The sequence below is a fragment of the Thalassotalea atypica genome (genome assembly GCF_030295975.1).
Classification (GTDB): Bacteria; Pseudomonadota; Gammaproteobacteria; order Enterobacterales; family Alteromonadaceae; genus Thalassotalea_F; species Thalassotalea_F atypica.
The window spans coordinates 1,533,415-1,559,510 of the sequence record NZ_AP027364.1 but is presented as its reverse complement, the minus strand read 5'-3'; the positions used below and the strand labels follow the sequence as shown (position 1 = coordinate 1,559,510).

General features: G+C 39.9%; 22 protein-coding genes. 10 read left to right on the top strand and 12 right to left on the bottom strand.

All coding sequences use genetic code 11. From position 1 onward, the window contains the following. Positions 1–72: 72 nt before the first annotated feature. On the bottom strand, positions 73–1,068 hold the full coding sequence (locus QUE03_RS07215; protein ID WP_286266596.1) for a GlxA family transcriptional regulator: 996 nt from the start codon (positions 1,066–1,068) through the stop codon (positions 73–75). A 443-nt stretch (positions 1,069–1,511) separates the two neighbouring features. Between QUE03_RS07215 and tcdA the strand changes: the two genes are divergently transcribed. Then, entirely contained in the window at positions 1,512–2,297 is a 786-nt protein-coding gene (gene tcdA / locus QUE03_RS07210; RefSeq protein WP_286266592.1) for a tRNA cyclic N6-threonylcarbamoyladenosine(37) synthase TcdA, read from the top strand. A 63-nt stretch (positions 2,298–2,360) separates the two neighbouring features. Here tcdA and QUE03_RS07205 read toward each other — a convergent pair whose 3' ends face one another. Beyond that, positions 2,361–3,995 carry a SufS family cysteine desulfurase gene (locus tag QUE03_RS07205; protein ID WP_286266590.1) on the bottom strand — a complete coding sequence of 545 codons (1,635 nt, stop codon included), beginning with the start codon at positions 3,993–3,995 and terminating at the stop codon, positions 2,361–2,363. Positions 3,996–4,153: 158 nt separating this feature from the next. On the opposite strand from QUE03_RS07205, the gene QUE03_RS07200 reads away from it, so the two are divergent. Beyond that, positions 4,154–4,369 (top strand): hypothetical protein, encoded by a 216-nt coding sequence (locus QUE03_RS07200; RefSeq protein WP_286266588.1) that lies wholly within the window; start codon positions 4,154–4,156, stop codon positions 4,367–4,369. 8 nt (positions 4,370–4,377) lie between these two features. On the opposite strand, the gene QUE03_RS07195 is transcribed toward QUE03_RS07200, so the two are convergent. From QUE03_RS07195 to rimP, 10 genes are all read right to left on the bottom strand, one after another. Further along, on the bottom strand, positions 4,378–5,934 hold the full coding sequence (locus QUE03_RS07195; protein ID WP_286266587.1) for a hypothetical protein: 1,557 nt from the start codon (positions 5,932–5,934) through the stop codon (positions 4,378–4,380). Between the two features lie 37 nt (positions 5,935–5,971). Continuing rightward, complete coding sequence (gene nlpI / locus QUE03_RS07190; RefSeq protein WP_286266585.1) at positions 5,972–6,853, bottom strand: lipoprotein NlpI; 882 nt, start codon at positions 6,851–6,853, stop codon at positions 5,972–5,974. A gap of 163 nt (positions 6,854–7,016) precedes the next feature. Continuing rightward, entirely contained in the window at positions 7,017–9,140 is a 2,124-nt protein-coding gene (gene pnp, locus QUE03_RS07185) for a polyribonucleotide nucleotidyltransferase (RefSeq protein ID WP_286266583.1), read from the bottom strand. A gap of 230 nt (positions 9,141–9,370) precedes the next feature. Next, positions 9,371–10,276, bottom strand: coding sequence for an alpha/beta hydrolase family protein (locus QUE03_RS07180; protein WP_286266581.1), 906 nt, complete (start codon positions 10,274–10,276; stop codon positions 9,371–9,373). A 159-nt stretch (positions 10,277–10,435) separates the two neighbouring features. Continuing rightward, positions 10,436–10,705, bottom strand: a complete 270-nt coding sequence (gene rpsO, locus QUE03_RS07175; RefSeq protein WP_286266579.1) for a 30S ribosomal protein S15 — start codon at positions 10,703–10,705, stop codon at positions 10,436–10,438. Positions 10,706–10,856: 151 nt separating this feature from the next. Next, on the bottom strand, positions 10,857–11,810 hold the full coding sequence (truB, locus tag QUE03_RS07170; protein WP_286266577.1) for a tRNA pseudouridine(55) synthase TruB: 954 nt from the start codon (positions 11,808–11,810) through the stop codon (positions 10,857–10,859). Between the two features lie 2 nt (positions 11,811–11,812). Further along, on the bottom strand, positions 11,813–12,208 hold the full coding sequence (gene rbfA / locus QUE03_RS07165) for a 30S ribosome-binding factor RbfA (RefSeq protein WP_286266575.1): 396 nt from the start codon (positions 12,206–12,208) through the stop codon (positions 11,813–11,815). Positions 12,209–12,320: 112 nt separating this feature from the next. Further along, the gene (gene infB, locus QUE03_RS07160) at positions 12,321–14,993 is read right to left on the bottom strand and encodes a translation initiation factor IF-2 (protein WP_286266573.1); all 2,673 of its coding nucleotides are present in this window, start codon (positions 14,991–14,993) and stop codon (positions 12,321–12,323) included. A 21-nt stretch (positions 14,994–15,014) separates the two neighbouring features. Beyond that, positions 15,015–16,508, bottom strand: coding sequence for a transcription termination factor NusA (gene nusA, locus QUE03_RS07155; RefSeq protein ID WP_286266571.1), 1,494 nt, complete (start codon positions 16,506–16,508; stop codon positions 15,015–15,017). Between the two features lie 24 nt (positions 16,509–16,532). Next, positions 16,533–16,988, bottom strand: coding sequence for a ribosome maturation factor RimP (rimP, locus tag QUE03_RS07150; protein ID WP_286266569.1), 456 nt, complete (start codon positions 16,986–16,988; stop codon positions 16,533–16,535). 426 nt (positions 16,989–17,414) lie between these two features. On the opposite strand from rimP, the gene QUE03_RS07145 reads away from it, so the two are divergent. The 8 genes from QUE03_RS07145 to nth all read left to right on the top strand — a co-directional run bounded on the left by QUE03_RS07145 (position 17,415) and on the right by nth (position 26,001). Further along, entirely contained in the window at positions 17,415–19,298 is a 1,884-nt protein-coding gene (locus QUE03_RS07145) for an EAL domain-containing protein (protein WP_286266567.1), read from the top strand. A 189-nt stretch (positions 19,299–19,487) separates the two neighbouring features. Beyond that, positions 19,488–20,069 carry an electron transport complex subunit RsxA gene (rsxA, locus tag QUE03_RS07140; protein ID WP_286266565.1) on the top strand — a complete coding sequence of 194 codons (582 nt, stop codon included), beginning with the start codon at positions 19,488–19,490 and terminating at the stop codon, positions 20,067–20,069. Further along, on the top strand, positions 20,069–20,626 hold the full coding sequence (gene rsxB, locus QUE03_RS07135) for an electron transport complex subunit RsxB (RefSeq protein ID WP_286266563.1): 558 nt from the start codon (positions 20,069–20,071) through the stop codon (positions 20,624–20,626). Before rsxA ends, rsxB begins: the two co-directional genes overlap by 1 nt. 11 nt (positions 20,627–20,637) lie before the next feature. Continuing rightward, positions 20,638–22,941, top strand: a complete 2,304-nt coding sequence (gene rsxC, locus QUE03_RS07130) for an electron transport complex subunit RsxC (RefSeq protein ID WP_286266561.1) — start codon at positions 20,638–20,640, stop codon at positions 22,939–22,941. A 3-nt stretch (positions 22,942–22,944) separates the two neighbouring features. Continuing rightward, a complete protein-coding gene (gene rsxD, locus QUE03_RS07125; protein WP_286266559.1) occupies positions 22,945–24,006 on the top strand; it encodes an electron transport complex subunit RsxD in 1,062 nt (353 codons plus the stop codon). Further along, positions 24,003–24,638, top strand: a complete 636-nt coding sequence (gene rsxG, locus QUE03_RS07120; protein WP_286266558.1) for an electron transport complex subunit RsxG — start codon at positions 24,003–24,005, stop codon at positions 24,636–24,638. The genes rsxD and rsxG overlap by 4 nt, the downstream gene beginning before the upstream one ends. Then, complete coding sequence (locus QUE03_RS07115) at positions 24,635–25,342, top strand: electron transport complex subunit E (RefSeq protein ID WP_286266555.1); 708 nt, start codon at positions 24,635–24,637, stop codon at positions 25,340–25,342. The genes rsxG and QUE03_RS07115 overlap by 4 nt, the downstream gene beginning before the upstream one ends. A 26-nt stretch (positions 25,343–25,368) precedes the next feature. Then, positions 25,369–26,001, top strand: coding sequence for an endonuclease III (gene nth, locus QUE03_RS07110; protein WP_286266553.1), 633 nt, complete (start codon positions 25,369–25,371; stop codon positions 25,999–26,001). Positions 26,002–26,096: the final 95 nt, after the last annotated feature.

Sequence of the window (26,096 nt, the reverse complement as noted above, 5' to 3'; positions counted from 1 at the left end):
ATTATCACGTTAATAAATTAATAACGCCAAAAATCGCAAATATTTTCCGCTTAAAGTGTATCAATACAATTTTCATGCAAATTTTTGACGATAATCTTTTGGCGTTAGCCCTGTAAATCGTTTAAAAAGCAGTCGAAAACTACTGACATCTTCATAACCGACCGACCAAATAATATTATTAATAGAATCATTTGTTCTTTCTAATTTACTTTTAGCCAGTTCGACACGAATTCTTTGCAGGTAATTAATCGGATTCACCCCTGTCGCTAATTTAAATCTGCGCTTGAAAGTTCTTGAACCAAGCCCAACTTGTTCAGCCAAAGCGTCTATTGATATGTCTTTTTTATAATGACTTTCCAACCACTCTTGTGCCGATAATATCGCTTTATCTTCATGATTTTTATGCGCTTTAAAAGAAACATAAGGCGATTGCTTTTGTCGTACAGGATCAAAAACAATGAGCTTAGCACAATCTGACGCTACGTCTTTATCGAATATCTTTTCCACTAAATACAGCACCATATCAATATATGACATAGAACCTCCAGAGCAGATGATGCCGTCATTATCAATCAGTAACCGATCGCAGTCTAATCGGATATAAGGAAAAATGTGACGAAATAAATCAGCGCTACGCCAATGCGTTGTTGCTATTTTTCCCGCTAATAATCCAGATGATGCCAACAAAAAGCTTCCAGTACAGAAGCTGGCAATAACGCTTCCCTGCTCCCTACTGCGATTAAGCCAAGAACAAATTTCTTCCCGTTGAGCGACCCCAATATCCATATCACCATCGCAGCAATCAACAACAACTTCAACGCTCGAAGAAACAATAACGACGTCTTGTTTACTGTCAAAATTTAATAGCTGAGTGGGCATTATTTGGATGCCGTTATATCCAATAACGGGTTTATTATCTATGGTAACTATTTGGCAATTTATTTTATTATAGTTACCCGTCCCGTAACGACGCTCAGCACAATAATTTGCGGCCGTAACGACATCTAACACACCATATACGGCGGAAACCATACATCCATTTGTTGCTAAAACCACAATTTCAGTCATTGCCCAACCTGTCACTAATAACACTCAAGATGTCAAATATGCCACCTCTATTTATCATAATCAACGTATATCATTAATTTATTCTTTAAAAGGAGTGAAAAATGAAAAACCTCATCACATTGGTAAAATTGTTATATAGGCTTATTTTGATAACTGCATCGCTTACGATAACTGTATGGCCATTATTAGTTCCACTTCCTGTAGTAACCAATATAGTTGTCATACCCAGTCTATTGTTATGTGTTTTTGCAATAACCATTTACCTTGAACATAAAGTCGATGCATGGAGCAGCTCTTCTCTCGATATAGCGAGTAACGCCAATAACAAAACAAACAACAGATGTATTATTTCAGGCTGTCCTATTTTTCATTGATAAAAGGAAAGATCATTAACACTTAGTACTGATATAATAAGCCGTTTTTTATTTTAGGCTCGTATTTAGATGACAGATTATGCTTTACGTTTCGGTGGGATTGAACGCCTCTATGGTGCAAGTGCTGCCCAAATTATTCAAAACGCGAATATATGTGTAATAGGTATTGGTGGTGTTGGTTCTTGGGTTGCTGAAGCATTGGCTCGCAATGGTGTTGGTCGTTTGACACTTATTGATCTTGACGACATCTGTGTAACAAATGTCAACAGACAAATTCATGCACTTACAAACACCGTTGGCGATAGTAAAGTAGATGTAATGGCAGAACGTATTGAACAAATAAACCCAGATTGCCAAGTCAATACTGTCGAAGACTTTGTTACCATGGATAACCTAGTAGAGCTCATTAACAAATCATTTGACTATGTAGTAGATGCAATCGATTCCGTGCAAGTGAAGTCGGCACTTATCGCACATTGTAAGCGCAATAAAATTCCAATCATCACTATCGGTGGAGCTGGTGGGCAAACTGACCCAAGTAAAATTGAAATTGCAGATTTGAGTAAAACCTACCAAGACCCGTTACTGGCCAAGGTAAGAAATCAACTTCGCAGAGAGTACAACTTTTCACGGAATGTAAAAAGAAAATTTGCTATTGACGCGGTTTTTTCTTCTCAACAACTGGTTTATCCCGATAATGAGGGCAACGTGTGTCATGCTAAACAGCAAAATGAAGGCGCAATGAGACTAGATTGTAGTGGTGGATTCGGCGCGGCAACTCATGTCACCGCATCTTTTGCATTTTTTGCCGTTGGTCATGTAATGAATAAGCTACTAAAGAAAAAACTAAGCTAGCTAATAGCATCCTAAAAATTAGCGAAAATAAGCTACTTTGATATCAATGATTTAAGCGAGTATTTAAATAGCGCTCGCTTTTATTTTTTCGACAATCGCACGCAAGCCATTTCCACGTGACGGGCTCAAGTGCTGGATCAAGCCTAATTCAGTAAAGTACCCCTCAATATCAACTGCTCCTATTTGTTCTTTCGTTAAGTGTTGAAATTTCGTCAAGACGATATAAAGCAAACCTCTAATGATCTTCGCGTCGCTGTCAGCAGAAAAGGTATATCTGCCCTGTTCATCAATATGATACGTTAACCAGGCTGAACTTTCACATCCATCAATGGCTGTAGCACGAGTCTTTAATTCCTGCGAAAGCCTCGGCAACTTTTTACCAAACAGCATAATTTGACGATGTTTACTGTCCCACGATTTAGCAACACTAAACAATGCCAATATTTCATCATTTTGTTCGGTATCGTGAGGACGCAAAATATTTACTTCTTCTTGAATCAGCAACTTTAAAGATGAAATAACATAATCAACTTCTTCAAAAGTATTGTACGCAGACAATGAGATTCGTATGCAACCCGTGGCGTTCAAATATTCCATCAATGGCATCGCGCAATGATGGCCACTGCGTACAGCTATCCCCCTTGCATCCAAATAACTCGCCACGTCATGGTTATGTTGCCCATTAATCGAAAATGAAAAAATCGGCACATCTGGTTTATCTTTGACCAGAAATGATAAGGACTCGATGCTGCAGAGCTGTTGATAACAATAATCTAGTAAATCTTGTTCATAGCTTTTTCTATAGCGATGTTCTCTCATAAATTCAATGGCTTTACCTAAGCCAATGACACCTGAAATGTTGGGTGTTCCCGCTTCAAATTTAAATGGTAGATCGTTAAATGTTGTTCCTGCAAAGCTTACCTTTTTAATCATTTCACCACCGACTTGATAAGGCGGCATTGCAGATAAAATACTTTGTTTACCGTACAAGCAGCCAATGCCAGTGGGTCCATACATTTTGTGTCCTGAAAATACGTAGAAATCACATTCAAGATCAATGACATCAATTTGTTGATGAGCGACAGCTTGCGCGCCATCAACTAACACTAATGCACCGACATTGTGTGCTTTTTCTATAATTATTTTCAGCGGATTTATTTTGCCGACAACATTAGAAATGTGATTAATAGCTACTAGTTTAGTTTTGTTGCCTAAGTAACTGTCTAGCTGCTGTATATCGACAACTCCAGACTCAGTTAATGGAAGGACTTTAATATTAACGCCGCATGATTGCGCAATCATTTGCCAAGGAACGATGTTGGCGTGATGCTCTGCGTAGCTTACGACGATCTCATCACCGACAGATAAGTTCTGTCGCCCCCAAGTTTGCGCAATTAAATTTATGCTCTCGGTGGTGCCTTTTGTCCAAACAATTTCATTTACCGATCTTGCATTAATAAAATGCTTAACCACTTCTCTGCAATATTCAAAGGCTTGAGTTGCTTCACTACTCAACGCATGTGAGGCTCGATGAACATTGGCATTTGACTGTTTAAAATGTTCTTCAATTGCCTGCAATACACTCAGAGGTTTTTGGCTCGTCGCGGCATTATCAAGATAAACCAATGGTTTATCATTAACTTTGCGCTGTAAAATAGGGAACTGTTGGCGAAAACGAGATAGATCAAAATCTTCCATTTACAAACTGACATCTAGCAATATTAAAACTGTCACAATTATAACGTAATCTCATCATGTAATCGCACAAAAACAATGTTAAAAATTGGTTAAAATATTGTGTGATTTTTTCTAAATCGACTATAACTAAGTAACCGATGTTATAAAGGACAAGCAGTATGGAAATTTATTCGTGGTTTGAAAATAAAAGTAATGCCAATTCTCAACAACAAGGAAAGGAAGATACGGTTAATAAGTCTGAAATGCTTAACACAAATATGTGGCCAAAAGCTCAAGTAAAAACACCAATGATGATGATGAAAAAGCAAGAATCGATAGAATTAATTGTTGATAGTAAAGATAATAAAATAGACTTCATACAGAAAATCATTTAGCACTCACTCTATTCCCCTTTATTTATTGCGCCAGTGACAATCATGTCATGGTGCTTTTTGTTTCTTTTATTTATTAGCGCCTTTCTTAGCCATCGTTCTGCAGCTTCATCTTCATCTTTTCGATAAAGACTCAATGCCACATTATACTGAAAACTCGGCATAGCATAATCGATAGCATTATCTTGGAGAATATCCAGATACTCCTGTGGAAAATCAGCGTAAGTATGTCGTAACGCTGTAGGCATATTTAATGGCTTATAAGTAAGATGATCACTTTCTTGACAGGTTTCAGCTGAGAATATTCCTATTTCGCTAGCGTATGCTTCAGGTGTACCAATGCGCCAATAACCCTCATGTTGAGTCAGTATTGGCGTGCTATCTTTTATACTATTTCCCCAAGCAAGTTGCTTAATGACCTCAGCCCGTATTTTCTTTCGCTCAAGCGTGCTAATTTGATTACTATGTAACGTCTGGCTCGATTGAATTTGGTTACTATCGAGCAATGCGATATTTAACCCTTTTGAACCAAAAGGAGGCTGACAAGCATTGTGGCCGCTAGGTAATGCATATTCATCAATAAAGCCCAATAGATGGCTAAGTTCATGAATAAACACTTCAAATTGGTCAAAGCGATCCCAATACATAATACCTAAATGAACGTTAGCACCACCACGTGGCAACATTACGCCAATATAATCAGTATTAAGGCTCCCTGTCGCCAGTTTCCAATAACTTTCATTACACATAATTGCACTATTCTCATCGCCAGTACATTTCAATGCGTGCAATGGCGCGTAACTGATCTGTTGAATACAAATGTATGTACTTAGAGGGTGCGTTGAGAAATCATCTTTGATCCTTTTTAAATGTTCCAAATCTTCATATTGAGTAGCAATTAAAGAAATGGAACTAGGACATTGTTTCGTCTGTGTTCTCTCAGCTAGCGCAGCAATATCAGTTCGCGTTGACGTGTGTTCGAACACTTTAAACTCAGTGAGATGTCTCATCACATTTTGTATAATTGGATAAAGAGGCTCATTATGAAACTGAGCTTGAAATGCTATCAACTCATCCATTTTCCCATGCACCAGTAAAGCTTTGGCTCTTAACGCTAGAAAGTTATCGGCCAGTTCAATTGAAGCAATTCTTTCTAGATTGAGCTCTGTATTAACTGGTATTGCGACAAATTCAGTCTCTGCAATGACTTGACTATATTGCTCTTGTTGATAATAAAAACTAATAAGATCAAGTTTGGCTCGTGGATATGATTGCTTACTGCCAAGGTTTAACCAATATAGATATTGTTGTTCATTTCCTACTTGTTTGTAATACATCGCTAACTCATATGTAGCGCTTATATCTTTCGATGCCAACAAAGTTAAGGAGTTAAGCCAATTATCACTACCAGTTGTGTACTGTTTCAATTTTAATTTGAGGGCAGAGATGACATGTATTGAAGCAGCATAATTTACTTGGGCACTCGTTGCCTGCCCCTGTTGTATCTGTTGATTTAAAAACTGTTTTAACGAAAAAGAGCTTGTTGGCAGCAACACCAACAAGCTCATCAACAAAACCTTAATCAATTTCACGCTAATGCACTAGTTACCGAGCATTCGTCGATAACGAATCACGCATTAAATCAAGCTCGAGCTTGGCATATCGATGCTCAACAAATTCATAGACATTGGTACTCAGTGCCAATTTAAAATAGTTTGCAGCGACACGGTTGTCGCCATTGGCTTGATAAAACTTGCCGAGGTAAAAATAGGCTTCACAAAGTCGATCCGTTAGGTCTTTATTCGAACCTATCCCTTGAGTTAAATTAGTAACGAACTGATCCAAACTCAATTCGTCTAAGTAAAGTGCAATAACTTGTTTAGCCCAGACGTTGCTTTGAACCTTTAATGACCGCGCTTTTAAGTTTGTTTTTGCGCTATCTCCATCAACCTCTTTTTCCGCTAAGTATAACCATAGCAATCGGTAAGGGTCATTTTCTTGTTTGCTCAAAAATGTCGAAAAATCATCTGCAGCAAGTTGTGGTCGTCCACCATAATACAAGGCAATACCGCGATTTAAAAAAGCATATTCATGCTCAGGCGACAGTTCGATGGCTGAGTCAAACTGCTCGTAGGCCTGATTAAATTCTTGTAATTGTGTAAAGTGAATACCGATAAAATTATAGGCTTCAATTAAGTCAGGCTTAAGCCTTAATGCGCGATTAAAATCGAGTCTGGCTAGTGAACGCAAACCGACACTATCGTAGATCACCCCTCGATCGTAGTAGAGTTGAGCTTTTTGTACATCACTAATTTCGGCTCGGTGAATAACTTCGGTCAATCGCGCCAGGGCAATTTCGCTTTTATAATTAACAGTCATTGGCTCAGCAATAACTATATTTTCTAAGTTAGCAGAACTCCCCGAAGTGTTCGCACACCCTTGAACAAATATGAATAATAATGCAACGGCTAAATGTTTGTATTTCATTAAGATTAATCACCAAATTTTAACTAGGGCTTCGGCCTGATAAGAGAAATGTACCAGCCAAGGTAAGATAATTACGACAAGACAATAAAGTCAGTATATAAAAAAGGGAGCAATATTGCTCCCATTTTATCTATTGTTTACCGACTAAATCGTCAAAGTAAATTTACTCAGCAGCTGGTGTTTCTTGTTCAGCTGATTCTGCTTTTTCAGCAGCTTCTTTCATGCTTAAACGTACGCGACCTTGACGGTCTACTTCAAGTACTTTCACTGTCACTTCTTGGCCTTCAGTTAATACATCAGACACTGCGTTTACACGCTCTTCAGAAATTTGTGAAATATGAACTAAGCCATCTTTACCTGGTAATACATTAACAAACGCACCAAAGTCAACAATACGTACCACTTTACCTGTGTAAATTGTACCTACTTCGATTTCAGCCGTTAACGCTTTAATGCGGTTGATTGCATCTTCAGCTTGCTTACCATCAGTTGCAGCAATTTTTACTGTACCATCATCTTCAATTTCGATAGTTGTGCCTGTTTCTTCTGTAAGCTGACGAATTGTTGCGCCACCTTTACCGATAACGTCACGGATTTTATCAGAGTTGATTTTCATCGTATGGATACGAGGAGCAAACTGCGAAATATCATCACGATGTGAATTAATCGCTTGGTCCATCACACCTAAGATATGGATACGAGCAGCTTTTGCTTGGTTAAGCGCTGTTTGCATAATATCTTGCGTAATACCTTCAATTTTGATGTCCATTTGAAGTGCAGTAATACCGCCAGTGGTACCTGCTACTTTAAAGTCCATGTCACCTAAGTGATCTTCATCACCTAAAATATCAGAAAGAACTACGTGACTATCGCCTTCTTTAACTAGGCCCATTGCAATACCTGCAACAGAATCTTTAATTGGAACACCTGCGTCCATAAGTGCTAATGAAGTACCACATACTGATGCCATTGAAGATGAACCGTTAGATTCAGTTATTTCAGATACTACACGTACTGAGTACGGGAACTCTTCAATAGTAGGCATAACTGCAAGCATACCTCGCTTAGCTAAACGGCCGTGACCAATTTCACGACGCTTAGGAGAGCCAACAAAACCAGTTTCACCTACAGAATACGGAGGGAAGTTGTAATGAAGCATGAAAGTATCAGTTTTCTCACCTAAGATAGTTTCAATGCGCTGTGCATCACGTTGAGTACCTAACGTTGCCGTTACTAATGCTTGGGTTTCACCACGAGTAAATACTGCTGAGCCGTGAGTTCTTGGCAATACACCCGTCATCACGTCTAATGCACGGATCATTTCAGGATCACGACCGTCAATACGAGGGTGACCTTGAGTAATACGACCACGAACGACATTTTTTTCTAAATCATGGAATAAATCTTTAGCTTCTTGTACGTTAAGCTCTTCATCTTCACTAAGTAACTTTTCAATTACTTCGTTTCTTATTTCTGCAACTTTTTCGTAACGTGATGCTTTTTCAGTAATTTGATAAGCGTCATTTACTTGTTCAGTAGCAAGTTCTGCAATTTTAGCTGTTAATGTTTCATTCTTAGCCGGTGCTTCCCAGTTCCAAGAAGGTGTATTTACTTCAGCTGCAAATTCTTTAATCGCATTTACTGCAATTTGAGACTGCTCATGACCGTATACAACAGCACCTAACATCACTTCTTCAGAAAGCACATCAGCTTCTGATTCAACCATTAATACAGCGGCATCAGTACCAGCAACAACTAAATCTAGTTGACTTGTTTCTAATTCAGACTGTAATGGGTTAAGAATGTACTTACCTTCAGTGTAACCAACACGTGCAGCACCTACTGGACCATTAAATGGCATACCAGTAATAGCTAATGCAGCAGATGTACCTAATAATGAAATAATATCAGGGGCAATTTCAGGGTTTGCTGAAACAACAGTGATAATGACTTGAACTTCGTTAGTAAACCCTTCTGGGAATAACGGGCGAATTGGACGGTCGATTAAACGTGCCGTTAAAGTTTCTTCTTCAGAAGGACGACCTTCACGCTTGAAGAAGCCACCAGGAATTTTACCTGCAGCGTATGTTTTTTCTTGGTAGTTAACAGTAAGCGGGAAGAAATCTTGACCTTCTTTCGCTTCTTTCTTACCAACAACAGATACTAATACGCTAGTATCATCCATGCTTGCCATTACAGCTGCAGTTGCTTGACGAGCGATAACACCCGTTTCTAATGTTACGGTATGTTGACCGTATTCAAATGTTTTAGTTACCGGAGTAAACATTTATTTTATTCCTTAGTTGAGACACTAATTTACCTATTTAAATTAGCTCTATTTTCTATCATTTAATTTTGCACGGTAATTATACTGACAAACGAAAGCATTGCTAGTTTCAAGACAAATTTATACATGTTTGTCGGTAAATATTGTCCAGATTCATCATTTTATCTATTGCTCAGCGAAATTTACCCGTTTGAATCAGTAATAATTCAGCCATATTCAATATTTGTCAGTTATTTTTCCGGTGAGTAGGACTTGTCCGTAGAAGAGTGTAGATCAAACCAGTCGATTACATCGCTCCATATATTCGATGATTTTCGACTGAAAAACTTCATATGACCAATTTCAGATAGCCCATACGCTTCTGGTCTGAATGTTTTTTTCTTGGCATACGCCTTAGCTTTGGTAAAAACGCTCAGCATGTCATCAACGTTTTCATTAATGGCAATACCGTCATCACTCGCGTTGGTCCAAAATGACGGCATATCTAATTCATCATACAAGTGATGATGAACTGTTCGTCCAAAGGCTGTTTTCACGTACCCAGTGCCGTTGCACCATAAGCGCCATTGTTGGGCGGCTTCTTTAGGTAGAGGCTCGCCCATACCAACAACATCTGATTTGGTGTAACCAAATAATAAATTACTCAATGGACTAAACACGTTCATAAAGAAATGAGCTTGAATTTTAAAAGGCATTTTCATATTGCTAAGTTGTCCTGAAGAACAGGCAAAATTAAAAACCGACTTAATGTCTTTAGCGTTATGCATTAGTCCGATCAGCTGTCCACCTGCACTATGGCCTACTAAATGATAATCAACACCAGGAAAATATGTCTTTAGTGCGTCAAGTACTGCGGGCATGTCTTGCTCGCCCCATTGCTGTAGTGAAGCCTTACTTTTTGAGACATGCCCTATTACCGACTGCCCAATCCCTCTATTATCAAACGTGAGTACACCGTAGCCCTGCTCACTTAAATGTTGGGCAAAACTAGCGTAGAACTGGCGTTTTATACCGGTGGCTGGTGCAATCATAATCCCAGCTTTTAATTTCGAAGGACCTTGTGGCGTAAATAAGGATCCCACTAATTGATAACCGTCTTGGCATGTCACTTTTATTGTCGTTATATCTACACCCATTTATATGGCGCCAATTTCAATTGAGTTAAGATCATCATACAGAATAAAAGCAACTGGTCAAACCACCAATATTCAGTAAGGTTTATCTGTTTGAAAAGCTTATTATTGAGGCACAAAAAAAGGAGCCTATAGGCTCCTTTTTCTTAAGCAAAACATCGATTAACGACGTAAGCCTAATTTAGCGATTAAGCCAGTGTAACGTTCAACGTTTTTACGCTTCAAGTAATCAAGTAACTTACGACGTTGGCTTACCATGCGTAATAAACCACGACGTGAGTGGTGATCATGGATGTGCTCTTTGAAGTGACCTTGAAGGTGGTTGATTTGAGTAGTTAATAAAGCAACTTGTACTTCAGGAGAACCAGTGTCACCTTCTTTTACTGCGTATTCTGCAACAATTGCTGCTTTTTCTTGTGCGTTTAAAGACATAATTTTTACCTTAGTGTCAAAGTGTTAATATTCTCACCAAGCCAAACACTAATTCAGCTATGGTGTAAAAGAGCGCGTATTCTAACAGCCAATCATCAGATTGCAAGCTAAAATACGCCAAACGCTAAAGTCATGTCACTGACATGACATTTTAACTGATTATTTCGTCGCTGTGCTCAACAATAATGCGCTTTGGCGCAACCATACCGTCTTCATTGATTTGTCCAACACCGATAAACTCGTTAGTATCATCGACATACACTTGCACAAAACCGTCTTTAGGTGAATTTTGAGCTTGAACAGGGTTACCATGCCGCAAATAAACCACCGATTGTTCATCTACAGAGACGCGAGGCATACCTTCAAGTGCGGTATTCATGGGCACTAAAAGCGGATCTATATAAGTAGAAAGTGTTTCACCTTCTTGCTTTGCTTGTTCAAGCAAACCTTCTAGCTGCTCTAATGTTACCATCTTGTCTCGAGGATAACTGCCAACAGATACGCGGCGTAACATTGAAACATGGGCACCACAACCTAAAAGCTCGCCCAAATCATCCACGATAGTACGAATATAGGTACCTTTCGAAACATGAATTTCTAAATCAACTTCATCATTTTCAAAGCGCAATAAATCAAGTCTAAATACGGTTATATCGCGAGCTTCTCGCGGAACTTCAATACCTTCACGGGCATACTTATATAATGGTTGCCCTTGATATTTTAATGCAGAAAACATTGAAGGTATTTGCTGAGTGGTTCCTCTGAAAGTATCTAACGCTTCTAATAATTGCTTATCAGAGACATCAACCGCTTTTTCAGTAACAATCTCACCATCAGCATCACTCGTTGTAGTTCTTACACCGAGCTTCGCTGTCACTTGATAAGTTTTATCTGTATCAAGTAGAAATTGAGAGAATTTAGTACCTTCACCTAAACAAACAGGCAACATCCCGGTAGCTAACGGATCCAAAGCACCTGTATGCCCTGCTTTTTGTGCAAAATAAATACGCTTCACTTTCTGCAACGCTTGATTTGAAGAAATTTCAAGCGGCTTATCTAATAGCAAAATGCCGTTAATTGGACGGCCTTTACGACGTTTCGCCACAGTTATTCTTCTCCGTCTTCTTCAACATCACCAGAACGACGTTCATCTTCAGCAACCGCTTGGTTAACTAAATTAGTCATTCTTACACCTTCAATCATGGACTTATCAAATACAAATCGTAATTCAGGCATTATTCGTGCCTTGATTCGTTTGGCTAACAGCGTGCGTATATAGCTTGCTGCCTCATTCAAAATCACGATTGACTCTTCAGCACTTTGATCTTCCAGAGTGAAAAATGTAACGAAAACTTTTGCGTAAGCTAAATCTCGCGTCACTTCAACTGCATTAACGGTGACCATGCCTAAACGCGGATCTTTAACTTCACGTTGGATAATCATCGCTACTTCTTTTTGTATTTGCTGACTTACACGGTCAGTACGAGCATAATCTCTCGCCATAGCAAACTCCTAAATACATTAAATTAAGCTACTAAAGTTATAAATTTCATAACTATGATAGCTAAAAATGGGGGCTAAGCCCCCATTTAACAAATTTCATATAATGAAACGATTAAAGTGTTCTTTTCACTTCAACAGTTTCAAATACTTCGATCTGATCACCCACTCTAACGTCATTGTAATTCTTAACACCGATACCACACTCAGTACCGTTTCGAACTTCTTGAACATCATCTTTAAAGCGACGCAGTGATTCTAACTCACCTTCGTAAATTACAACGTTTTCGCGTAGTACACGAATTGGCGCGCTACGCTTGATGATACCTTCGGTAACCATACAACCAGCGATTGCGCCAATCTTAGGCGACTTAAATACATCACGTACTTGAGCAAGACCAATGATTTCTTGTTTGAACTCAGGTGCAAGCATACCGCTCATCGCTTGCTTCACTTCATCAATCAATGCGTAGATCACGCTGTAATAACGCAGGTCAATTTTCTCCGACTCAATAACTTTACGAGCAGATGCATCAGCACGTACGTTAAAACCAACAACAATCGCGTTTGATGCTGCTGCTAAAGATGCATCAGTTTCAGTAATACCACCAACACCAGAGCCGATGATTTTAACTTTAACTTCGTCAGTAGAAAGCTTAACTAATGAGTCAGAAATAGCTTCTAATGAACCTTGAACATCAGATTTAAGCACCACATTTACTTCAGAAACTTCACCTTCAGCCATATCAGTGAACATGTTTTCAAGTTTAGCTTTTTGTTGACGAGCAAGTTTCACATCGCGGAACTTACCTTGACGGTATAAAGCAACTTCGCGTGCTTTTTTCTCGTCTTTAACAACTGTAGCTTCATCACCTGATTGCGGCACACCACTTAAACCAAGGATTTCAACTGGAATTGAAGGGCCAGCAGACTTAATATCTCTACCTAATTCATCACGCATAGCTCGTACACGACCATACTCTAAACCACAAAGTACAATATCACCTTGGTTTAACGTACCTTCTTGAACAAGTACCGTTGCGACAGGGCCACGACCTTTATCAAGTTTTGACTCAACGACAACACCACTTGCCATTTTGTCTACGACAGCCGTAAGCTCTAACACTTCTGATTGTAATAATATTGAGTCAAGTAGTTCGTCAATACCTAAGCCTGTTTTAGCTGACACGTGACAGAACTGAACGTCACCGCCCCACTCTTCCGAGAGGACATCATGTTGTGATAACTCACTCTTAACGCGATCAGGATCAGCCGTTTCTTTATCCATTTTGTTTACAGCGATAATAATTGGCGCATCAGATGCTTTTGCATGCTGAATTGCTTCAATTGTTTGAGGCATAACGCCGTCATCAGCCGCAACAACAATAATAACAATATCCGTTGCTTTAGCACCACGAGAACGCATTGCGGTAAACGCAGCATGTCCTGGAGTATCTAAGAAGGTAATCATGCCGTGGCCAGTTTCAACATGGTATGCACCAATATGTTGAGTAATACCACCCGCCTCGCCTGAAGCCACTTTAGCTTCACGAATATGATCTAGCAATGACGTTTTACCGTGATCAACGTGTCCCATAATTGTTACAACTGGTGCACGAGTGATTGCATCACCTGTATCGCCACGATCTGATAATACCGCTTCTTCAAGGGCATTTTCTTTAACAAGAACCACTTCACGACCCATTTCTTCTGCAACTAAAGCGGCAGTTTCTTGGTCAATCACTTGGTTAATGGTTGCCATCGCACCCATTTTGAACATGACTTTTACTACTTCTGCGCCTTTAACCGACATTTTGTTTGCCAATTCAGCAACTGAAATAGTTTCACCAATACGTACGTCGTTAAGCTTAGTTTCTACTGGCTTTTGGAAGCCATGTTTTAAACTTTGAGGTGCAGATAGTGTTTGCTTACCACGACCTTTACGACCACCACGAGCGTTGCGATCTGGCGCTGCTTTCTTCTTCTTACGACGGCGTCCGCCTTCATCTTCAGAATCCACTTTGTCTTCAGCTTCTTGCGCATATTTAGAAGACGTAACATGAACAACATCATTTTCATGCTTTTTACGCTCTTCGGCTTCTTTCTTCCAGCGTGCTTCATTCTCTTCCGCTAAACGTTTAGCTTCTTCAGCACTCTTACGCGCTTCTTCTTCCGCTTTAGCTGCAAGCTCTGCTTCTTGAGCCACGCGAATACGCTCAATTTCATCAGCTTCGGCACGTTCTTCTGGCGTCATTTCTTTCTTAGCTTCTTCAAGCTCTTTTGCTTTCGCAATTTTTGCTTCTTTTGCTTTAGCATCTGCTACAGCTTTTGCTTCGGCTTTTGCTTTAGCGTCTTCTGCTGCTTTTGCAGCTGCAGCTGCTTTTGCTTCTTCAGCTGCTTTTGCTGCTGCTGCCGCTTCTGCTTCGGCTTGTGCTTTTGCTTCTTCAGCAGCTTTCGCTTCTGCTTCGGCAATTTGCTGCTCTTCGAGGTCGCTGCGCTTGACATAAGTGCGCTTCTTGCGCACTTCTACTTGTACCGATTTTGCTTTACTGCCAGAACCTAGTACTAAAGTAGATTTTTTCTTACGATTCAGCGTCATTTTATTAGGTTGCGCTGCCGACTCGTCGCCATGTTGTTTCTTTAGGTACTCAAGCAGAGTTTCTTTCTCTTGCTCAGTTACCGAATCAGTTACAGTCTTTGTGATGCCTGCGTCAGCCAATTGGCCTACCAAACGTTCGACCGGCGTACCAATTTCATTGGCAAGTTGTTCAACTTTTACTTCTGCCATCTGTTTCGTTCTCCGGCGTTCTTATTCTTCATTAAACCAGCAGATGTTACGAGCAGCCATGATTAATTCACCTGCTTTTGCTTCATCCAGTTCTTCGATATCGATTAAATCATCAACGCCTTGCTCTGCAAGGTCTTCTAACGTACAAACACCTTTACTTGCAAAGACAAATGCTAAATGCTTATCTAAACCTTCAAGGTTTAATAAATCTTCAGCAGGCTCTGCGCCTTCTAGTGTTTCTTCACTTGCTAATGCTTGAGTCGTTAAGCTTGCCTTCGCTCTTTCACGAAGCTCTTCAACGATGTCTTCATTTAGACCATCTATTTCAAGTAATTCACTTGCTGGAACATAGGCAATCTCTTCTAATGAAGTGAAACCTTCTTCCGCTAGCATAGTGGCGAAATCTTCGTCGATATCTAATTTTTCAGTGAATAAATTTAGCACCTTGTCATTTTCAGCTTGATGCTTCTCATTCATGTCATCAACAGTCATGACGTTTAGTTCCCAGCCTGTTAACTGGCTTGCTAAACGAATATTCTGACCATTACGGCCAATCGCCATGGCTAAATTGCCTTCTTCAACAGCAATATCCATAGTGCCTTTGTCTTCATCAACAATAATTGATGCAACTTCAGCTGGAGCCATCGCATTAATAACGAATTGTGCGGGGTTGTCATCGAACAATACGATGTCGACACGCTCACCGCCTAATTCACCAGAAACTGCTTGTACACGAGAGCCTCGCATACCTACACATGCCCCTACTGGGTCAATACGCTTGTCGTTACTTTTAACAGCAATCTTTGCTCGAGAGCCTGGGTCACGAGCTGCGCCCTTAATCTCTAACATCTCTTCGCCAATTTCTGGCACTTCGACACGGAATAATTCGATAAGCATTTCAGGTTTTGCACGAGATACGAATAATTGTGCACCACGAGCTTCTGGTTTGATTGCGTACAATAAACCACGAATTCGGTCACCCGGACGGAAAACTTCACGCGGTAACATGTCATCGCGATAAATAATGGCTTCAGCATTATTACCTAAGTCTAAGATGACACTTTCACGGTTTGCTTTTTTAACAACACCCGTGATTAGCTCACCTACTTGATCTTGATATGCATCAACGATTAATGCACGCTCTGCTTCACGTACTTTTTGAACGATGACTTGTTTTGCTGTTTGTGTGGTGATTCGGTCAAATTTAACCGATTCAATTTGTTCTTCTACATAATCACCCAATACAGTTTCAGGCGCTTCATATTGCGCAGCTGAAAGACTCATTTCTGCAAATGGGTTTTCCATTTGATGATCATCTTCAACTACTAACCAACGACGGAAAGTATCGAACTCACCTGTTTTTCTATCAATGCAAACACGTACAATGATATCGCCTTCATATTTTTTCTTAGTGGCTGTTTCAAGTGCAGTTTCCATCGCCTCAAATATGCTTTCGCGAGGCACTGCTTTCTCATTTGAGACGGCATCTACAACCAGTAAAATTTCCTTACTCATGCTCTTTAGCCTTTATATTAAAGTTTAAAATTTGGGAACCAAGTTTGCTTTGTCAACGTTACTGTGTGGCAACTCATAGTCTTGGCCATCTACAATTACAATTAACATGTCATTTTCTACGGCGTCTAAAACACCTTTGAACTTTCTTCTACCATTTAACGGAATTGAAAGTTTAACGTCGACGGTTTCACCGACAACAGCCTCAAAATGAGCTAAATCAAATAGAGGGCGATCTAAGCCAGGAGAGGATACTTCTAAACTATATTCACTGCTGATCGGATCTTCGACATCCAAAATAGCACTTACTTGACGACTCACTTCTGCACAGTCATCAACGTCAATACCATTTTCATGATCGATAAACAAACGAAGAACGGAATGCTTACCCGCATTGATAAACTCAATACCCAGTAACTCTTTGCCTACTTGTTCTACTGATGGCCTAAGCATTTCAGTTAATTTTTGTTCAAATTTTGCCAATCCAATTTCTCCAGATATAAAAAAAGGGCATAAAGCCCAGCGAAAAATCCTGCTGTATTTGGTTATAAAATAAAGCCCTATAACCAAAAAAACCCCAATTCTGGGGCTTTTATCACTGACCCAGATTCAAGTTAGCACTTGGTGCTAACTTACAACTCAAGAACAAAATAACGCATGCGTTATTTCTCAGTGTGTTCTTGCGTTAAAAATCTGGTGCGAATTATATATTGGCGCCACCGCGATAGCAAGACGTAATGACGATTCCTTTAAATATTAATTGTTGCATAAAGCAAATAATTTACTGCTAAAATCAAAACTAAATAACATTACTATTTACAAGCAGTTAATAGTAAACCTGTAACATTCATGTTATAAGTGCCACTTGAGCTATAAGATACTTCATAACTCGGAGAGCAAACGTTAGTCATGTACACATTTTCCCAATTGCTGATTCGAAATGCGCTACTAGGTATTGTGTTTACAGCCAGTACCACATTATTAGCCTTTTATTTTCTTGCACAGCATAGTGCACAGCAACAAGACCTTCATCAGCAAGGTATTTATTCAGTTGCAAACGCTTTACATAATAATCAAAAGGAAATGTCTAGCACACTTAGGAAGAATGCTGATTATGACATCCTAGTAATTCGAAAATTTTCAAACCAAGAAAGTTTATATAGCTATAAGAATAGTAAAAAAGCGTTTTCATTCGCCTTTTTACAACCAGAACTTAAAACGGTCTCAATGAAAAATATTGACCTAGCCATTGAGTACCAACTTTCTAATGCGAATGAATCGATACTAATAGCCAAATTGCTTAGCGTCGTCGCTTCTGTAATTGCACTATTGATAATATTTGCGACCATTATGAGTAAGCGTCACAGTGAAAAATTTTTCCATGCAATAAATCAGCAGATAAAGATTGATTTAGCACTTATCAAAGCACCAGAAGGTAGCGGTGCAGTAGAGGACTTAGTCGACATACCAGAGCTCAAGCAAGGTATTCTTGAAATTAAACAGCTTATCGAATCACAAGTGGCTAATTCAAGCGTACTAGAAAAAGAAGCCTATACCGATCACTTAACTCATTTGGATAATCGCAATAAATTTGTTCAATTTTATGAAAATGTAATGAGTAAAGAAAGCAAAGTTAGATTTGGAGTGCTAATAATAACACGCTGTAGCGAGCTACAAACCGTTAATCAAATTCATGGTTATCACGAAGGCGATAATTACATTGTCAATGTATCAAAAATATTGAACAAAGGTGTTTCTGCATATCGCTCTGGCGAACTTTTTAGATTAAACAGTTCCGACTTTGCAACCGTATTGCCTAATGTCACGCTTAAAGAAGCTGAAAATTATGCTGCCGATTTAACTAGTCGTTTTAATGAGTTTCAGCAAGCGTCAGATCTTGACTCTGTTGCTTATTCTGGCTTGGTTTATTTTGATCGCACAAAACCACTGGGAGAGTTGCTCGCTTTGGCTGATACAGGTATTAGTATTGCGCAAACGCAACATATTAATGCTTGGTATGTTCAAAAAGACACTGAGTCGCTTAAAAGTAATGATGTAAATCGTGGTAATCAAAATTGGCGTCAAGAAATAGAAAGCGTAGTGGAAAATCAACGGGTAAGTTTGTTAATTCAACCGATCCAACCGACAAATCGAAACAGTAAGGTTTACAGTGAGGTACTTGCTCGATTTTTAAACTCTAATGATGAAATGTTGCCTACAGCTTCTTTTATAGCTATGGCAGAGAAGTTGGATAAGATATCAGCCGTTGATAAGCTTATTATTGAAACAACACTTAATGAGATTGCTTCAAAAAATATTGTCGACCAGAGTTTTGGTATCAATATTAGTGCGCGTACAATAACAGACGAACAATTTTTAATTTGGCTAGAACGACGTCTATTAAGAGAACCAAACATTGCGCCTCGTATTATTTTCGAAATCACCGAGCATGGCTTACAACAAAATATTAAAACCAGTAAACGATTTATTGACATGGTGCATCGCTCAGGTGCAAGAGTATGTGTAGAACGATTTGGTGTGGGGCTTACATCATTTAAATTCTTTAGAGATTTAAAACCTGACTTTATTAAAATGGATAGCACGTACACCCGTGATATTGATGATGATAAAAATAATCAGTACTTTTTACGGTTAATGGTTGATTTGGCCCATCGTTTGAGTATCAATGTCCTGGCAGAAAGTGTTGAAAGTCAGGAAGAAAAGCACACATTAGACCGACTATTCCTCGATGGTTGCCAAGGGTTTTATATTGGCAAACCTAAACCCATATAAAAACATCAACGCCGAAAAAAGTCTGCGAATCAGGCTTTTTTTTTGGATAAAAATCACACACATCAAGGAGCTTGCAATGACTCCTTTCATAGGTAAGGGCATAATTAGTAATAACCCTACAGAAGATATGTTGTTAATTGCGCAATAAAAAAGGATAATGGCCGGACTTTTACCGTCTTTATTATTGGTATGACAGATTATTTGTTATTGCTAGTTGGAACAGTCTTGGTGAACAACTTTGTACTGGTTCAATTTTTAGGCTTATGCCCGTTTATGGGTGTATCTTCAAAAACCGAAACTGCTATTGGCATGTCATTTGCCACGACATTTGTAATGACACTAGCGTCCTTGCTTAGCTATCTAGTGAATAGCTATATTTTAGTGCCCTTATCAATTGAATATTTAGAGACTATGTCCTTTATATTGGTGATTGCGGTAGTAGTGCAATTTACCGAAATGGTTGTTCACAAAACCAGTGCTAACTTATACCGTTTATTAGGTATTTTCTTACCACTAATTACCACTAACTGTGCCGTATTAGGTGTTGCTTTGCTTAACGTAAATAAGCAACATAACTTCTTTGAATCTCTAGTTTATGGCTTTGGCGCTGCCGTTGGTTTCTCACTTGTTCTTGTTATGTTTTCGGCAATGCGAGAAAAACTTGCCAACGCTGACGTACCAAAACCTTTCAAGGGCTCCGCAATAGCCATGATTACGGCTGGGCTAATGTCATTGGCCTTCATGGGCTTTACTGGTTTGGTAAAATTGTAATGGCTAATCTTTTTATCGCGATACTCGTTTTAGGTTTGATCGCCTGCCTATTTGGCGCTCTGCTTGGCTATGCATCCGAACGTTTTAAAGTAGAAGGAGATCCACTTGTTGAACAACTAGACGCCCTACTTCCACAAACCCAGTGTGGCCAGTGTGGATATCCTGGTTGTAAACCCTACGCGGAGGCCGTTGCCAACGGCGAGGCCATCAATAAATGTGCCCCTGGTGGTGAGAGTACCATCAAAAAAATAGCTGATTTAATGGGCGTTGAAGTTCAGCCACTTGACGAAAGCCATGCTAGCGACAATAGCCCTAAAGTTGCCTTTATCATTGAAGAAGATTGCATAGGTTGTACTAAGTGCATACAAGCATGCCCTGTTGATGCCATTATTGGCGCCGCGAAACAAATGCACACCATTATTGCTGATGAATGTACAGGATGTGACTTATGCGTCGCACCATGCCCTGTCGACTGTATTGAGATGTTACCTATCCCACAAACGACAAAAAACTGGCAATGGGACTTAAATGCTATTCCAGTGGCTCAGATTGATTAGGTGATTGAACAGTGCAAGCAATAATAGAACGAATTAAAAAAGGTCAGTTCTGGAAGTTTCATGGCGGCATACATCCTCCTGAGCAAAAATTCCTCACCAATGATAAACCGATTAAGAACAGTGCTATTCCAGAACTGTTAATCATTCCAATTCAGCAGCATATTGGCCTTCCAGCTGATCTCTTGGTAAAACCAGGCGATAAAGTTTTAAAAGGTCAGCCCTTAACTCAGCCAAGCTTACCGATGATGGTCCCCGTACACGCATCAACAAGCGGTGAAATCATCAAAATCGAAGATCATATGGTTGCTCATCCTTCAGGATTAAGTGAACCATGTATTTTTCTTAAACCTGACGGGTTAGATACGTGGCGCAAGAAAGATATTTGTAGTGATTACACGCAGATATCAAGTAAAGAAATCGTTGAAAAAATTGCCAATGCAGGGATTTCAGGGATGGGAGGCGCAGGCTTTCCGACACACATTAAAGTTGATACGAAAGCCAACATCGAGTTTTTAATCATTAACGCCGCGGAATGTGAGCCATATATTACAGCAGATGATCTGCTTATACGCGAACACAGCGCAAAAGTAGTGGAAGGCATAAAAATACTAAAGCAGCTGCTTGCCCCTGAGCATATCCTGATCGGAATAGAAGACAACAAGCCCGACGCTATCGCAACATTGACAAAGGTGACTGAGTCTTTTAATGATATTCATGTTTGCGCCTTGCCGACCAAATACCCTACTGGTGGCGAAAAACAATTAATAAAAGTACTAACCGGCAAAGAAATTCCGAGCGGCACCCTCCCCTCAAGCCAGGGGATTATCATGCAAAATATTGCCACCTGTTTTGCAATCGCAGAAGCAGTCATTGACGATATTCCGCTTATTCGACGTGTTATTACGGTATCAGGTCAAGCATTGGCTAAGCCGCAAAATATTTGGGCTTACCTTGGGACGCCTGTTGCAAGTTTGCTCAGCCAATTTGGCTATAAGCCTGATATGGATATGAAGAGTATTATAATGGGTGGGCCTATGATGGGCTTCACTCTGCCATCTGACCAAATACCTGTTGTTAAATTCACTAACTGCGTGTTAGCACCGTCTGAAAAAGAAATTGATAGTAATCAAAAAGAAGTTGAATGTATTCGTTGCGGCCAATGCGCCGAGGTTTGCCCTAGTCAACTATTGCCTCAGGAATTGCAGTGGAGTGCTAAAGCTAATGACCATGAGCAACTTCAAAAGCTTAACCTCTTTGATTGTATCGATTGTGGAGCTTGCGCATATGTATGTCCAAGTCATATTCCACTTGTCCACTATTACCGTATTGCGAAAGCTGATATTCGTCAAAAACAGTTAATGGAAATCAAAGCAGAAAAAGCAAAAATTAGATTTGAGGCACGTAAATCTCGGCTAGAACGAGAAAAACGCGAGCGAGAAGAAAAACAACGTAAGGCATCTGAAGCTCGTAAAGCTGCAATGAATGCCAAATCAGCTGATGGCAGCAATGCCCAATCAGCCGTAGCGGCAGCACTTGCCCGAGTGAAAGCGAAAAAAACACAACAAGAGCCACAGCCAGATACAGTAAAAAATGGCACTAATGGCTCTTTAACCAATGATGATGATGCAATTGATAAAAAGTCTCAAGTATCAGCAGCCATCGCTCGAGCAAAGGCAAAAAAAGCAGCAAAAGCAAAAATCCAGCAAGATGCAGTGCAGCACGTCAATACAGCTCCTAGCACCACCATCGACGACTCAACAGTTCAACAAAATGAACAAACATCAACATCTCCGAAAAAATCACCAGCCGTTGCTAGAGCAATCGCAAAAGCTAAAGCCAAAAAGCTTGCCGAACAGCAAGCAGAAGAAAATGCTACAACAACAGGTAAACTAGTTATAGAAACAGAAAGCGAACCTGACAAATCTGACAAATCTGACAAATCTGACAAATCGTCGGCATTAGATAAAAAACAAAAAATAGCCGCCGCAGTTGCTAAAGCCAAAGCTAAAAAACTAGCCCAAAAGCAAGTCCATGGTATGGCTGAAGTATCAAAAAACGGTGAAACGCGAGAAAAAGTCGATGACGATACGACCATTCAAGAAAACAAAGAAATCGATAATGAAGTTGAGATAGATAAAAAGGCAAAAGTTAGCGCTGTAATCGCCAAAGCTAAGGCGAAAGCTCAACTCAACAAACAATCAAAAAATGATAGCTCGGCACAAAAGAATTCGAGCAATGACGAAAAGAAAAAGCGAATTGCTGCCGCAGTAGCAAAAGCTCAAGCCAAAAAACAACAACGAACTGAGTCAAATTAACTTATGGCATTTTGGATAGCTAGTTCTCCCCACAATCATATACAGCAAAAAACCTCTGCGCTGATGCGTCTGGTTATATTCGCAACAATTCCTGGCATATTTGCGCAGTGGTATTTTTTCGGTTGGGGCAACCTTATTCATATTGCGCTAGCGGTAATGACTGCGTTGCTGACTGAATTTTTTGTATTATCTTTGCGAAATAAAAACATCAGCCAGCAGATTTTTGACGGAAGCGCCATTTTAACAGCCATACTGATTGGCATTTGCGTACCCGCCATCGCTCCTTGGTGGGTAACCGTAATAGGTAGCGTTTTTGCGATTGCCGTTGTCAAGCAGTTGTATGGAGGCTTAGGCCACAATCCTTTTAACCCTGCAATGTCTGCCTACGTTATGTTGTTAATATCGTTTCCATTACAAATGACCACTTGGTTACCTCCATTGTCTCTTGTATCAATGGAATTAACGTTTCAAGATACGTTATCGGTCATTTTTACCAACAATACACTAGCTGGTTTTTCAACAGAACAATTGCGGACAAGTATTGATGGTTTTACCATGGCAACACCGCTCGACACATTGAAAACGAGCCTAACCACTGGTCATACAATTAATGAAGGATTAAACTCGCCTGTATTTGGTGACAATTTCGCTCTCGGCTGGGAATGGGTCAATGCAGGTTTTTTACTGGGTGGATTATTTTTAATCGTTAAAAAGGCCATAGACTGGACGACCCCTGTTAGTTTTTTACTCAGCTTGTTTGTTTGCTCTCTTGTTGCCTTTTTCATCAGCCCTGATATGAATGCATCCACCATGTTCTATTGGTTTTCCGGTGCAACAATGCTTGGCGCATTCTTTATCTTAACAGACCCTGTCACAGGTGCGACGAGCGTTAAAGGACGACTGGTTATTGGTGCGCTCGCTGGCCTGCTAGTGTTTCTTATTAGAAAATTTGGCGGCTACCCTGATGCAATTGCCTTTGCCGTTTTACTGTGTAATATGGCAGCACCGCTTATTGATCAATACACCAGACCACGCACCTATGGTCATGATTTGGAGCGTAAATGATGAAACTGGCCATAGAGAAAAATGCTCGAATCCTCGCTATTTTCGCTATTGTTTGCACAGCGATTGTTGGAATCACCTTTGAGTTCACAAAGAACCGAATAAAGAAACAAGAGCAAGCTCAATTATTGAGTACACTTAAGAGTATTGTTCCTGCAACGATTCACAACAATGACATGTCTGAACACTGTGTTGGTATTACCGATGAACAGCTTGGCTCAAATACGCCACAAATAGCCTACCTTGCTACGCTGAATGGGCAAGCTGCTGGGGCTGCTATTACCTCAGTTGCTCCTGATGGCTATAATGGCAACATTTTTATCATTTCCGCTTTTACTGTTGATGGCACTATTACCGGTGTTCGAGTATTAAAGCATAAAGAAACACCAGGCCTAGGCGACAAAGTGGAATTACGAAAGAGTGATTGGGTGAAAAGTTTTGATAGTAAGACTTTTGACGACATGAATGAGTCTCGCTGGGCGGTAAAAAAAGATGGAGGACAGTTCGATCAATTTACCGGTGCGACCATTACGCCTAGGGCCGTAGTTAAAGCAGTGAGACAAGCAGCATTATTCTTCAACAAAAATATGTCTTCGCTTTTTGAACAACCGAATATGTGTGAGACAAATCAATGAAAATAACACAAGAATATAAAGATCTCGCCTGGGAAGGATTATGGAAAAATAATCCAGGATTAGTCCAGTTGTTAGGTTTGTGTCCACTGTTAGCTGTTACCTCTACACTTACCAATGCTTTAGGTTTAGGTTTGGCAACGTTGTTAGTGCTAGTAGGCTCTAACGCTACGGTATCAGTTGTTCGCCAATGGGTACCTAAAGAAATTCGGATCCCTATCTTTGTATTGATCATCGCAGCCTTTGTGACCTTAATTCAACTGTTGATGAATGCATTTACTTATGGTTTGTATCAATCGCTTGGTATTTTCCTACCTTTAATTGTAACCAATTGCGCCATAATTGGCCGCGCTGAAGCATATGCCTCGAAAAATCCAGTCAAACAAGCCAGCTTTGATGGTTTAATGATGGGGCTTGGTTTCACTGCTGTTCTCGTTGTACTAGGGGCTATTCGTGAAATTTTAGGACAAGGCACACTGTTTGATGGTGCCGACTTACTGCTAGGAAGTTGGGCCAGTATATTAAGACTAGAAGTATATCAATTGGACACCCAATTTTTATTAGCAATACTGCCTCCAGGTGCTTTCATCACCATGGGCTTTCTGATTGCCATAAAAAATATTATTGACGAGAAAGCAGCAGAACGTAAGCCAAAAGAAACAGAACAATCTATAGAGCGTGTTCGCGTGAATTTTGATGCTCAATAAATTTTATAGATAGAAATAACATAACAATGAATAAAGAAAAACGCTTAGAAATACTGACACGTTTACGCGATGACAACCCCAATCCGACCACTGAATTAAATTTTGATTCACCGTTTGAATTACTCATTGCTGTATTACTGTCAGCTCAAGCGACAGACGTTGGCGTTAACAAAGCCACCGCAAAACTCTACCCTGTTGCAAATACCCCGCAAGCAATACTCGATTTAGGCTTAAACGGACTGAAGTCTTACATCAAAACCATCGGACTATTTAATACCAAAGCCGAAAACACCATGAAAACTTGCCAAATGTTGGTAGACCTCCATGGTGGTGAAGTACCAGAAAGCCGCGAAGCACTAGAAGCCTTACCGGGTGTAGGCAGAAAAACAGCAAACGTAGTACTTAATACCGCATTTGGTTGGCCGACTATCGCAGTCGACACACATATTGATCGCGTTTCAAACCGTACTAAATTTGCCATGGGTAAAAATGTGGTAGAAGTAGAAAACAAGTTACTTAAAGTTGTGCCCGCAGAGTTTAAGGTTGATGTACATCACTGGCTTATTCTACATGGTCGTTATACCTGTGTGGCTCGTAAACCACGCTGTGGCGCCTGCATTATTGAAGATTTGTGTGAGTTTAAAGATAAGACTGAATAATTGATGTTAACTTTGTGCGATCCAAAGACATTAAAAAATAATTGGATTGTTCTAAGTTAATAGAGTAGTAGTAGTTGTGACAATTACCTTAGAGG